Genomic DNA, 12,294 nt, shown 5'->3' on the forward strand with positions numbered 1-12,294 from the left:
GGCAAAAAAATGGTTTTGAAATCATCTCGAATATCTAAACTAACTCTTTATATAATTATTTCTTCAATTTCTTTATTCACTATATTAATTATTACTTTGATAATTACATATTTTTTCCCAGTTCAAACTATCGCAAATAATTTTAATACTGCAAGAGATTCTCAATTCATTGCTCCATGGCCCATTTCAGCTCTAGAACAAGAGTATTTAGAGCGTCGTAGACTTAAGCGCTATGCTAAGTCAGAACAAATAAGAAGAATGGAAAAACAATTACAGCGTATGGAAATTTTAAATACACCAATTTATGATCTTTTCCTTGATTCTAATGTTGAAATATCAAATACAAGATACATGACATCACTCGAAGATACTGCATTTTTATGGCCTCTCTTGCCTGCTAAAAAACTATTTTATAATTCTCTAAATCCAAATATTTTTAGAAATTCGTCAAATGTTATTTTTCCTTATCCACACTGGAGCGCTGTTATTGAAGGTCTACTTTTATTAGGTGGAGAAGAAATAAAAGCAACTATCCCTATAGTTCGAGGAAGAAGATCATTTAATTTTACACTTTTTTTACTTACGCCTGGAAATATTCGTATTAATCTTGGCCAATATATCTGGGCTAAAACTTTTACAGAAGATGACGTACAAAAAAGAATGAAATTATCGATACCTATTAATGATTCTACGGCTTCCATAATAAAGGTCAGTAGCATATCTTCAAGTTTTTATATTTTAGATGCAAGCGTAAATCATACCGAACACAATGCACGCTCTCCGATACGCGTATCGAGTCAAAGCACAATATGGAACCCAAATAAAGCATTGCTCATTGCAAGCAGTAAGAAAATATCTTCATCAGCAAGTGATGAAGACACACTCAATGAAGAAGATGATGATGAAGATAAATTTGTCGATGAGCAAAAACCGGATGAGTTAAAACCTGAAGAAACTTTAGCAGCGCAGAATCAATCTAAGCAAATCAAAAAAAAGAACATTAATATAATTGATCCATTAACTCAAAATAACAACCCACAAATAATGACTGATGAGCCTTATAGTACTGCATTTGGCTACAATATTGTTATTATTCAAACACCAAAAATATCTGAAAATATATTAAAAAATAAGAAAAAATTCGCAAAAATATCTCCTAATTTATATTCTTTAATGGAACAGTCAGCCATCTTTCCCAAAAGTATTTCTATTTCAGAAAATGCAAATGAAAATTTTAGACGTTTTATATTTTCAGACCCAAAATACTTGAATTCAGATAATATTCCTATCACAAAAGAAGAAGTAAATGAAAAGAAAGCAAAAAATACATATCTAGAACTTAGAAAATATGGCTATGATGTCGTGGGGATTGCAAATCCAGAAGCCTATTTTTATAATAAACAAATTGCGGACTCCGCAGATTTTGCGAATTTAAATGGCAGATGGCTTGAAAAAAACGAATGGACTTTTTCTAAAAAAAATTCACAAATTGACGATCGAAATATACCCGCCCAAGGTCTTGAAGCTATATTTAAAACAAAGTCAAAAGATATCTCTCCATCTATTACTCAAAAAGATTTTCCCATAATATCAAATTTTCTAGCAGGTGTATCACAAAATATTGATGCTGTGCCTGAATGGGGACCTAATCAATTTATTTTAATAAATAATAAAAATCTCTATATTCCACGAACAATTGATGCCTTTCAAAACTGGACTTTAGAAAATCAACAAACACGTTTTCTCGCACATATTTTACTCGATACAGATACTCAACTTATAAGACCTACAATAAAAGATCTTGGTAAATCAATTTTAACTTTAGGTTTTTCTTCAGTCTTTAATCCTTTTCAAATTGACGATATTGCAAATATATCATTTATTGATCGGGCTCTTGGTCACATTTTCGATACAATAAAAGCAAGAAAAATTGAAAATCGAACCATTGTATTTGTCTTACAGCCTCTAGATAAACCAGATTCTAAAAATAGACTTTTAGCGACTGGAATTTTAAAAATACCCGGCCTGATTCCTAAAAAGAATTTAAATTATGAAAACTTAAATATAAATGATATTACTGCAACTCTTTTGACAAATGTTGGAATACCTGTTGGAAAAAATATTGAAAATAGCCAATCAGAAATTGAAGGCTACATGCTCGAAAAAATCAAGCAAAAAGAATATCAAGAAAGTAAAAATATTACACAAGAATCTGTTATAAAGAATAAATTTTTTAAATACACAATGTTGATTAAACCAGATGAAAAAAACTGTGCTTCCTTTATCTGGAACCCTAGAAAAGAGAAAATTTTTGGGATTCAAGCAAATTATCCAGTCAACCAACTTATTTTTGATAGTGCTCTCGAATTTTTTCCATGTTCTATCAAAAACAAATTTATTCAATTAACATGGTATCAACGCAATGAAAACTCTAATATTTCGAACGCAAATATAGAAGATTTTTTGGGAGGAAATTTTTCATATAGAAAAAATATCACATCCCTTCCCTATTTTTATTTTGGCAACGCAATCACATCATCTGAAAGTATTCCTTTTTATTTTGATACAATAACTCGTCAAAATCTAGAAAAAATATTCCTTGTTGAAGAAAAAAATTTAAAAAGAAGTCAAAAAATGCTGAAAGAAAACTTCTATGCAATCGATATTATTGAAAAAACAAATTTATACAATCCAGACCTAGCGAATAGAACCAAAATAGGCTTTTTTGTGACACCTCTATAGTTTGTCTTTAGGAAAATATTTCAGATTTTATTTTCTATAAATCGACCGAAACACTCAATAAGAAAAAATTCTTGTTGAGGTTTTGTTTTGAAAAAAAAATACTTAAAAACCTTCTTATCTTTTACCCTTCCATGCTTATACACAGCTGTATCTTTTGCTGAAAGTTTACCGACCGATTGGAACAGCTTTAGAAGTGAAGGAATGGGAGGAGCCTTTACGGCCACAGCTAATGACGAAACAGCAATCTATTCCAATCCAGCAGGATTAAGCGCGACACGCAATCCTGCCACCAAGAAAAAAATCAGCGATTTTAAATTTCCAGATTTTGAAATTGGAGCAAATAATTTAATGCTCGGCTATTTAAATCCAAATCCAGTGAAATTGGGAACAAATTTGATTAAAGCTGCTGCGAGTTCCAGAGGAAATCAAGCCTATTTGTTGCTACAGAGTTTTCCAGAAATTATTTTTGGTGGAAAATTTGCCCCCACATTTTTAATCGGAATCCCTGTTCGCAGTGAGAATAAAATTGCATTTCTCGATAGCGCTAATCCGAACAATGCCTATGCCGTTTCGACAACCACAGCTTCTTTTGCCTTTGGTATTGCAGATGTTTCTAAAAGAGGAGGTTTTCGCTATGGGATCTCAATACGCCCCAATTATCGTATCGATTACTTCAATAAAACTATGGACGCTTCAAAAATAACAACAACGCAAGATCTCGCAAATGAAGTCACTAAAAACGGTACAGAGACTTCATCTGTTGGCATAGATGCTGGAATCATGATAACAGCTGCTGATTATTGGTTTCCAACTTTGGGAATATCAGTTAGAAATATTCCTACAGGCTGTGTTAAAACTTACGTTAATCCAATCACACAAAATACGGAAAATGTTTGTGGAGCACTCCGCCAAGGCGGGACAGATTCTTCCCCAAACTCCTCGAAAATAGATCCAACTGAAGTTCGTGTTGGAGTTTCACTCACCCCCCGTGGAAGAATATCTAAATCAAAAGTGAATTTAAAACTTGCTTTAGATGTCTATCCCATTCCTGTGGAAATTGATGGAAATAACTACGGTGGAAAAGATGTTGATACAACAAGATTGATACATGCTGGCGCCGAACTTTATTTCGGCAACGTTCTTATTCAACAAGGTTTTTCACTTCGCGGTGGCTACATGGAGGGAGGAGCGACATGGGGAGTTTCTATCGATGCAGGATTTCTCTCGATAGACTACTCTTCTTATGTTATCAACGACACTCTTCCAGTAACAGGTTCTACATCTACAACTTCATTTGTAGAACGCAGACACTTGCTAGGACTCTCTTGTCACTGGTAATATCCAAACCAAGTAATACAAACTTATAATTTTGTTGTTTGTATTCTAAATTTTAGAAAAATAAAAAGGTAGTTATGTCGGAAAAAAAAATAATTTTAAAAGCTATTCTGTACTGCAGTTTTATTTATTTCATTAGTGGTTGTACAAGCTTAAAAGATAAAAAAGACAGCGTGAGTATTGTGGATTCTCCTGCTGTGGCTCCCGCTCCTTCAGTGGTCGAAGAACCTGCAAAAAACTCTAAACAAATTCCATTAAAAGTCATTTTAACTGAAAAAGAATTCGCAGAAATTTTATTAAAAATAAAAGAGATTGAAGATAATTTTATTTCACAAAATTGTACAACGGTATTGGAATTAACAAAGTCATTAGAAAAGTATGCAAAAACTTTTCCAATTGATTCCTATCCAACTTTAGCTAAAACTGCCGTTTATGTTTGTGATGCAAAATCTGGTTTAGACAATCCAACCCGCTTACAAAAAGCAATTGCCGCATTAAAAGAGTCACAACTGAGATATCCAATTGTTAATGAAGCTTGGTTGAGAAATACTATAGCAGATTTCTACATCGCTCTAGGTGAAAAACCAAATGCATTAAACGAAAAAAGAGTCGCACGCGATTTAGTTTTAGCTCAACAACTCGATATTTCAGCGCTGAATTCACAAATCTTACAACTCAACCCACATGAACCAGGTTTACAAAAAAATCCTTCCATGGGCTTAACAGACACACAAAATCAAACCATCGATCAAATCGTGAGTTCTGCAACTCAGATGATCAACAATGACTCTCCAGAACAAGCCATTGCGATCCTCGATACTATTCCCACAGAGCAAAGAACTGAACCCATTAAAAGAATGCGCTCGGACGCAATCAATTCTCTCGTTATGAATTTACGCTTTAAAGTACGTGCTTTATTTGTCAGAGCCAGCCAACAAACGGGAAGCACACGCAAAGACACACTCACTCAGTGCTTGCAAATTTTACAGGGAATCATTAAAAACTACCCCGACTACTCAGATATGGCAGCTGTGCAAAACAATTTGAAGCAAGTTCAACGAGAATTGAGTAAATCCTGAAAGGTAAAATAATGGTACAAACTCACATACAAGACTTAGATTCTCCACTCTTTTCTCAATTAAATGACTGTAAATCTAGAATTCAAGCTTGGCTATCCGATGATGTTATTTCTCAAGTCGATAAGAATGAAGTGATTCAGCTCATTGCAGATAAGAATATTAAAGAATTGCGCGAGAAATTTTATCGTGATCTCGAATTTGGCACGGGTGGTATGCGTGGTATCATGGGGACGGGCACAAATCGAGTTAATTGTTATGTTATAAGAAAAGCAATACAAGGTTTAGCAAATTATATTCTAAAACACTGTGCAAATGACTTGCACAGAGGTGTTGCTATTGCATATGATTCAAGAAATAATTCAAATTATTTTGCTAAAGAAACAGCTTGTGTGTTAGCTGCAAATAATATTCCTGTGTTTATTTATCCAACGCTTGAAACAACACCTGCTCTTTCTTATGCTATTCGACATCTCAATTGTTTAAGTGGAGTGTGTGTAACAGCAAGTCACAACCCTCCTGAATACAATGGAATCAAAATATATTGGGAAGATGGTTCTCAGATTATTCCCCCACAAGACTCTGGTATACTTAAAGAAGTATATGCAATTACTTCTTTTTCAGACGTGAAGTATATTCTTTATACCGAAGCAGAAAATAAAAAATTAATTAATTATATTAAAGAAGATTTACTTAATGATTATTTTGCTGATATAAAAAAGCTATGCTTAGCACCAAATGTAACAAAGGATTTAAATATCCTTTACACCCCACTGCATGGAACTGGAAAAATCCCTGTATTAAGAGCTCTTAACACTTGGGGATTTAAAAATGTTTTTGTAGTTCCTGAACAAGCAGAACCTAATGGCAATTTTCCAACAGTAAAAAAACCCAATCCAGAAGAAAGAGAAGCTCTCTCTCTCGCATTGCAATATGGTGCTGAACGGAAAGCGGATTGCATTTTTGCGACAGATCCCGATTCTGACAGACTGGCAGTCGCAATTTATGACCCCAAAATGGCTAAAGGCCTCCTTTCGCATCAGGCTTGTGGTGACTATGTTTTATTAAATGGCAATCAATTAGGAGCTCTCCTCATTGACTCAATTCTGAAACTTATGAAAAGCTCTGGGAAATTAGAGAACACTCATAAAATAGTAAAAACGATTGTGACATCCGATCTACATGAACGTATTTGTTCAAGTTACGATATTGAAATTTTCAATACTTTAACAGGCTTTAAATGGATCGCTGGGCTCGTACGCAGTTGGGAATTAGCAGGAAATAACTTCAAATACCTTTTTGGTACCGAAGAAAGTTTTGGTTTTATGCCAGCTAATAATGTTCGCGATAAAGATGCAGTGGCTGCTATTTGCCAAGCAGCTGAAATTATTTCACTATATAAGGATGAAGGCAAGACTGCCTGCGCAGCACTGTTTGAACTTTTCAAAAAACATGGAGCATGGCAAGAAGAACTGATTAATATTGATCTTATTGGAGAAGAGGGTGCTCAAAGAATCGCCCGAATGATGAGAGCAATGCGCAGCCATCCAAGAACCAGTTTTGCTGACATCAATGTAGCGCAAGTAATTGATTACACAGAAAGAAAGACCCAAGAGCAATATCGCATCCCCCATTCGAATGTTCTCCAATTTTTACTCGTAGATGGCAGTAGGATATCAATGCGTCCGAGCGGCACAGAGCCAAAACTCAAGTTCTACATCTCGGTCTGTACACAAAACCCAGACATTGAAACAGCTTATAAAGAAACGCTTCAGAAAATTAAACAAATAAGCAATGATATTCATAACTTCACCGCTCAAATTAATTAACAGAAGTTAAAGATTTCATTTCAGAAAGCCTCAAGTTTTACCGAAAAATAAAACTGTGAGGGTTTTCTTCTATGCTAAGTCTTGAACAAGACATTCTTGTCAGAGATATGATCCTACTTTTTGCTGCAATCATAGGGGCGTTATTTTTATTGATTTTAAATCTAAGAGAATCTGGAATACGCTTTAAAACTTTCAGTGAAAAGACATCTCTGAATAAGACGAATATACATTCTTTTGATGATCAACAGTATGCCGAAACGGATTGGCAGGGGATGATCGTTAGCAAATATAAAATTCAATTTGAAGAACAGCATACAATTTGGCAAATAAACATGTTTTCAATCACAATGAATCAACGTGAGAAAATATTTTCGAGTTTTTCAGGCTTTCCTTGGTACGAATTCTCTAAATCACAAAGTTCAACTGAAAAGATTATGGCCCCTATTTTAAGGAAAATATTCTTAAAATATAAAGATAAATTTGAAAAAACGCATCCCATTCACGTCCTGCGTGTCCCACGGGATACAATTCATTTTTACACCTGGTTACATAATGAAACGCATACACATTCTGCTATTTTTAATTTTCTCGAAGATGCTCTTTACCTCTCGCGGAAAGCAGAGGTTTTCCCAAGTTTATCAATTGTTTGGGATGATACAATCTTCATAGAAGTGGTTTTTCCAAAGAACAATATATTTAATGATTTTGAAAAAGAATTTGAAGATATTGTTGGCATTGAGTGTATTGCAACAGAATCGAGAATATTATTAAAACTTTGGATAGCATTTAGCATTGAAAAAACACCAATTTCTTTGCGCAGCAAAGTTAAGAAAAAATCTAAATCCTTTAAAACAACCGATCGGGCTTCTTGATCTTTAACCTCCTGTTGACTCATGCTACTGTGAGAAGGTAGTTCTCAAGTATGGATTTTCTTCTTGGAGACAGAACATATGCAAGAACATTCTACATTCAATTTATTGATACTCTCGTTGGGCAATGCGGCTTTAGTCGCTATGGGGCTTTATCCAAACCCAGGCACAAATATCATAAAAAAAGATATTGAAACTGCACACTTAAATATTGAAATCCTAGAAACCCTACAAAAGAAAACAAAGGGTAATCTCACATCTGCTGAAGATGAAATGCTTTCAAGCTTACTTTATGACCTTCGACTTAAGTATGTTGAAGCACGTAAGTAACCGTGCTATCCTTTTTTTGTGTCATTGATCCCAACTCATGATATGGCATACAATTATTTTGGTTATGCGGGCTGAAGGTTCTTATCTTCAGCCCGCAGAGCAATTTATTATTATGCTTTTCTATTTGAAGAGGAAATGGGTTCAGACTACAATGAACCAATCGAATTCTTGAGTTTTTACTTGGGATAATTTTTTGCGAATCGAACTTTGCTATTCCATACCAGTTGGCAAAAAGTCGATTTGTTTCTTTTTTTATACAGATTTTAAAAAGGTAATTTTTTATGTCTATAGATACAAACGCTCCAATCCCTATTACTCAGATTGGCCATGAGAAATTAAAAGAAGAGTTAAAACGCCTCAAAACCTTGGATCGACCAAAAGTTATTTCTGAAATAGCAGAGGCACGTGCTCTTGGAGATTTATCTGAAAATGCAGAATATCATGCTGCACGTGAAAAACAGGGTTTTATTGAAGGCCGTATTATGGAGCTCGAAGACAAATTAGGCAGAGTTCAAGTCATCACGGGCGGGAAAGGCAGAACCGATAGAGTTGTATTCGGTGCTTTGGTTTCTCTTGTTGACGTAAGCGACGATAGCAAAGGTGAAGAAAAATCTTATCGAATTGTCGGAGATCTTGAAGCTGATATTAAAAACAACGCAATTTCAATTTCAAGTCCTTTGGCAAAATCCCTTATAAACAAAACAGTTGGGGATATAGTCACTGTAAACTTACCAAGAGGCGAGAAATATTACGAAGTTAAAGATATTCGCTTTATAGACTGAAACACTATGTCCTACTCTATAAACGAATTTCGCTTACCTGCCATGTTAACCCCAATTGCACAAACACACTCTGATTGCTTATTGATAAAGTATTTAAAAATGAAGTCGACGAGCAGTTATTCGTGCAGCGTAATATCGTAATGCGATATCCAGACTGAAATGAAAAAGCCAAACTCTTTTTGTAAAAATAATCCAATCCACCAAAAAAAGATAGCATATCTGGGACAGGTGCAAGAGCTCTTGAGGCCCCATTATCGGTAATAACAATCATATCTGGATACCAATTGGCACCATATTCTGCACCCGTAAAAAGTCGATATTGTTTTTTTAAATTTAAAGAAAGTCCGACCAATGCTGTTGGAAATGCGATACCAACCCCTGGTTTTAAATTTCCATAATCTGTAGTTGGAAAAATAACCCCTGTCGTTGAGCCAAGAAAAAAACCAAAATTTGAGACAATGTTTATATGATAAGCATATCTAAAATAAAGAGCTATACCCATACGTGTTTCAGAAATGGGAGAAATATTGCCAAAGCTTGAGGATTGGGTTTGATTTAAGTGCCAAGTAGATCGTTCCCATGAAGATAACAGGGAAAGAGTATGGCCAGAGCGAAATGTTGGGGTATAGAGGGTATTTTCTTCCGTATCTTCTTGTGCATAAAGCATGCTAGAATTAAGACTTAAAAGAAGCAATGTGATTAATTTGCACAAAAAAGCAGTTGAAGGAGACATTGTTAAATGCCAATCGTGATAAAAAATAAACTTCTTTCTGCTTTTATAGGTCTTATCTTTTTCAGCATTCTTTTCTGTACAAACCATCATCCATTTATTTATTTGAATGGCGTTATATTTTCTACAATTTTGCTTATTATTTTCTTTATCTTGCATAAGTTCCAATTTCATTATTTATCTTTTATGACATATCATTTAACCGCTATTGTCTTGTTTTTCATTTATCCTCTCGCAGAAATAGCTGTTTTTTCTGTTCTTGCAATTCTTTTGCGTGAATTTATTTTGCTCACAAAAGAACGCGGAGAGAAGAACTCAAGAACAAGTCTATTATGGGACTTAGGAGCAATAAAGCCCGATAGACAAATATTAATTGTCCTATATCATACTTTACCTTTCATCATAACCTCTCTAATCATTGGCATTGCTGCTAACACGATCTCATTTCCTGCTCTTGCTCTTGCTTACATTCCTCTTTTCATATTTGCTATAAGTTTTGGGAACCTGCTTTACGTCGAAACGGAAAAAGCAGAATCAGAAAAGAGGTTATAACGATGAATATCCAAAATAAATTTGCAATTAGCTGGAAAAAAGTTCAAGAATCAATTAGCGATGCTGCAACTATCAGTTCACGTGAAATCAAAAGAGGCATGGATGAAGCAAAAAAACAATTTGGCAAAGTAAAACTTATTCAACGTAGAAAAGAACTTTTTGCAGAATTGGGGAGAAATCTTTATGAAGCTCAACAAGATGGTCTCCCGAAAGAAATCGATAACTTTCTTAAAGAAACAGAACTTTATGAGATAATTTTAGAAATAAAGGAAACAGACGAAGAACTTCTGAAATTGAGAGGTACAGAAAAAGAATAATTATGAGAAATAATAGAGGAAAAATATTTTTTGTTTGTTTCTTCATTATTATTATTATTATATTTGCCTTTATAAATATCGTAATTGGACCTCTCATTATCTCTTTTATTACTGCGTATTTAATAAATCCAGTTTTTGAATATTTAGAAAAAAAGGGAATCAATCGTGCATTAATTTCTTTTATAACTATTATTGTTCTTGGCATCTTAACTTTTTTTGCTGTCTGGCTTTTTATTCCATTACTCTTAAATCAAATTGAAAATTTGATTACTAAACTCCCTACTTTTAAAAATTATATAGAACTCCATCTTGTCCCTAAAATCCAACTCATTATTAGTGATATTACAGGACAAAAACAATATAAAATATTACATATTTATGATTTCATTCCGATAAATTTAGAAAATCTTAGTGACACCATTCTGTCACGTATAGGTGCAAGCACTCGCTTCATTGCATCACTTCTTATTATCGCTATATTTACTCCTCTGTTCTCCTATTTTCTTATGAGAGATTTCAACAAAATTCATAAACAAATATTCGATCTTGTACCTATCGATATAAAACCTATATTTATTGAGTTCATTGAAGAAGTAGATAAAAAATTACGTTCAGTTCTTCGTGGACAATCTTTAGTTATATTGATACTCTGCTTTTTATACCCAACAGTCTTTTTAATTGCTGGCTTACCAGCTGCAATTGCTGTCGGTATACTCACTGGTATCTGTAGACTTGTACCATATATGGATATTCTTGTAGGGAGCTTTTTATGTTTCTTTGTTTTAGTCACGAATGCAGCAGATAGTCATTTAATACTGTCTGTTTCGTTAGCATTTTTAGCAGTACAGTGTTTGGATGCGTTGTTTATCACTCCCAGAATTCTTGGTCGTTTTTCTGGATTGCATCCATCTCTCGTCATTTTATCGGTACTTTGCTTTGGAGATTGGTTTGGATTTTATGGAATATTATTAGCAATACCCCTTGCTGCAGTTGGAAAAGTGTCGTTTAAATTAATTCTAAGAACATATAAAGAATCGGTGTTTTTCAAAAATGGCAACAACGGATAATGCAATCTATATTGACAGTGTAATTGAGAAAACGATAAATTGGAATTCTATATTTGTGACTCATTCTAAAAAATATTGGGATCCTATGTTTCGCTTCTGTTTGAGTTTAACAAATAATAAAATAAATGCTGAAGATATTCATCAGACAGCTTTGTTTAAGGCTCTTAAGGCTTTCGCAAAATTTGTGTTAAAATACAATGGAGAAATCCTTAGCGAACATGAAATTAACGAATTGTTTTTAAAACCTGAAACTCAGTATCATTTTAAAAATTGGTTGTATCGAATTATCAAGAACACTTATCTTGATGAATTGGAAATTCAAAAAAGATGGAATTTTGATACATCTGAAAACACTCTAGAAAATCTTTCCAATGAAACCTCATCTCATTCTAGCCAAGAAAGTTCTCAACAAAATTTTGATTTGAAAAAAGAAGAAAAGATTTTTTATCAACTTGCACTAGATGACCATTGGAAAAAACGCTTTACGCAGTTAAATGACCGACAAAGAAGCATAATATTTCTTGCCGCTGAAGACTATTCTTACAAGGAAATTTCTGCCATATTGGAAATTCCAATGGGAACTGTTATGAGTACGCTTTCACGCGCTCTCCAGAAGTTGAAGTCAAATTCATCAAATTTGGAATAAAAAACTTTTTTTGATCGTT

General features: G+C 33.9%; 12 protein-coding genes. 11 read left to right on the forward strand and 1 reads right to left on the reverse strand.

Annotated elements, in window-relative coordinates; genetic code table 11:
* Positions 1-9 precede the first annotated feature (9 nt).
* From H7355_RS10540 to greA, 7 genes are all read left to right on the forward strand, one after another.
* The gene (locus H7355_RS10540) at positions 10-2,742 is read left to right on the forward strand and encodes a hypothetical protein (protein ID WP_186647276.1); all 2,733 of its coding nucleotides are present in this window, start codon (positions 10-12) and stop codon (positions 2,740-2,742) included.
* Between the two features lie 87 nt (positions 2,743-2,829).
* Positions 2,830-4,080: a hypothetical protein gene (locus H7355_RS10545; protein WP_186647278.1), complete on the forward strand. Its 1,251-nt coding sequence runs from the start codon at positions 2,830-2,832 to the stop codon at positions 4,078-4,080.
* Positions 4,081-4,154: 74 nt separating this feature from the next.
* Positions 4,155-5,156 carry a hypothetical protein gene (locus H7355_RS10550; protein ID WP_186647280.1) on the forward strand — a complete coding sequence of 334 codons (1,002 nt, stop codon included), beginning with the start codon at positions 4,155-4,157 and terminating at the stop codon, positions 5,154-5,156.
* An 11-nt stretch (positions 5,157-5,167) separates the two neighbouring features.
* Complete coding sequence (locus tag H7355_RS10555) at positions 5,168-6,982, forward strand: phospho-sugar mutase (protein WP_186647282.1); 1,815 nt, start codon at positions 5,168-5,170, stop codon at positions 6,980-6,982.
* Positions 6,983-7,053: 71 nt separating this feature from the next.
* Positions 7,054-7,854 (forward strand): hypothetical protein, encoded by an 801-nt coding sequence (locus tag H7355_RS10560; protein WP_186647284.1) that lies wholly within the window; start codon positions 7,054-7,056, stop codon positions 7,852-7,854.
* A gap of 78 nt (positions 7,855-7,932) precedes the next feature.
* The gene (locus tag H7355_RS10565; protein ID WP_186647286.1) at positions 7,933-8,181 is read left to right on the forward strand and encodes a DUF1844 domain-containing protein; all 249 of its coding nucleotides are present in this window, start codon (positions 7,933-7,935) and stop codon (positions 8,179-8,181) included.
* 281 nt (positions 8,182-8,462) lie between these two features.
* Positions 8,463-8,963, forward strand: a complete 501-nt coding sequence (gene greA / locus H7355_RS10570; RefSeq protein ID WP_186647288.1) for a transcription elongation factor GreA — start codon at positions 8,463-8,465, stop codon at positions 8,961-8,963.
* 16 nt (positions 8,964-8,979) lie between these two features.
* On the opposite strand, the gene H7355_RS10575 is transcribed toward greA, so the two are convergent.
* A complete protein-coding gene (locus H7355_RS10575; protein ID WP_186647291.1) occupies positions 8,980-9,696 on the reverse strand; it encodes a hypothetical protein in 717 nt (238 codons plus the stop codon).
* Positions 9,697-9,702: 6 nt separating this feature from the next.
* Between H7355_RS10575 and H7355_RS10580 the strand changes: the two genes are divergently transcribed.
* The 4 genes from H7355_RS10580 to H7355_RS10595 are packed head-to-tail and all read left to right on the forward strand — an operon-like array spanning position 9,703 to position 12,275.
* Entirely contained in the window at positions 9,703-10,245 is a 543-nt protein-coding gene (locus H7355_RS10580; protein ID WP_186647293.1) for a hypothetical protein, read from the forward strand.
* Between the two features lie 2 nt (positions 10,246-10,247).
* On the forward strand, positions 10,248-10,562 hold the full coding sequence (locus tag H7355_RS10585; RefSeq protein ID WP_186647295.1) for a hypothetical protein: 315 nt from the start codon (positions 10,248-10,250) through the stop codon (positions 10,560-10,562).
* A gap of 2 nt (positions 10,563-10,564) precedes the next feature.
* Positions 10,565-11,629, forward strand: a complete 1,065-nt coding sequence (locus tag H7355_RS10590; RefSeq protein ID WP_186647297.1) for an AI-2E family transporter — start codon at positions 10,565-10,567, stop codon at positions 11,627-11,629.
* Positions 11,613-12,275: an RNA polymerase sigma factor gene (locus H7355_RS10595; protein ID WP_186647299.1), complete on the forward strand. Its 663-nt coding sequence runs from the start codon at positions 11,613-11,615 to the stop codon at positions 12,273-12,275. Before H7355_RS10590 ends, H7355_RS10595 begins: the two co-directional genes overlap by 17 nt.
* Positions 12,276-12,294 lie beyond the last annotated feature (19 nt).

This window comes from Fluviispira vulneris (assembly GCF_014281055.1).
Taxonomy (GTDB): Bacteria; Bdellovibrionota_B; Oligoflexia; order Silvanigrellales; family Silvanigrellaceae; genus Silvanigrella; species Silvanigrella vulneris.

Bases quoted from the DNA above. Each gene is read 5' to 3' on its own strand.
- H7355_RS10555 (WP_186647282.1), top strand. From the start codon at position 5,168: ATGGTACAAACTCACATACAAGACTTAGATTCTCCACTCTTTTCTCAA.
- H7355_RS10560 (WP_186647284.1), top strand. From the start codon at position 7,054: ATGCTAAGTCTTGAACAAGACATTCTTGTCAGAGATATGATCCTACTT.
- greA (WP_186647288.1), top strand. From the start codon at position 8,463: ATGTCTATAGATACAAACGCTCCAATCCCTATTACTCAGATTGGCCAT.
- H7355_RS10550 (WP_186647280.1), top strand. From the start codon at position 4,155: ATGTCGGAAAAAAAAATAATTTTAAAAGCTATTCTGTACTGCAGTTTT.
- H7355_RS10565 (WP_186647286.1), top strand. From the start codon at position 7,933: ATGCAAGAACATTCTACATTCAATTTATTGATACTCTCGTTGGGCAAT.
- H7355_RS10580 (WP_186647293.1), top strand. From the start codon at position 9,703: ATGCCAATCGTGATAAAAAATAAACTTCTTTCTGCTTTTATAGGTCTT.
- H7355_RS10575 (WP_186647291.1), bottom strand. From the start codon at position 9,696: ATGTCTCCTTCAACTGCTTTTTTGTGCAAATTAATCACATTGCTTCTT.
- H7355_RS10540 (WP_186647276.1), top strand. From the start codon at position 10: ATGGTTTTGAAATCATCTCGAATATCTAAACTAACTCTTTATATAATT.
- H7355_RS10585 (WP_186647295.1), top strand. From the start codon at position 10,248: ATGAATATCCAAAATAAATTTGCAATTAGCTGGAAAAAAGTTCAAGAA.
- H7355_RS10595 (WP_186647299.1), top strand. From the start codon at position 11,613: ATGGCAACAACGGATAATGCAATCTATATTGACAGTGTAATTGAGAAA.
- H7355_RS10590 (WP_186647297.1), top strand. From the start codon at position 10,565: ATGAGAAATAATAGAGGAAAAATATTTTTTGTTTGTTTCTTCATTATT.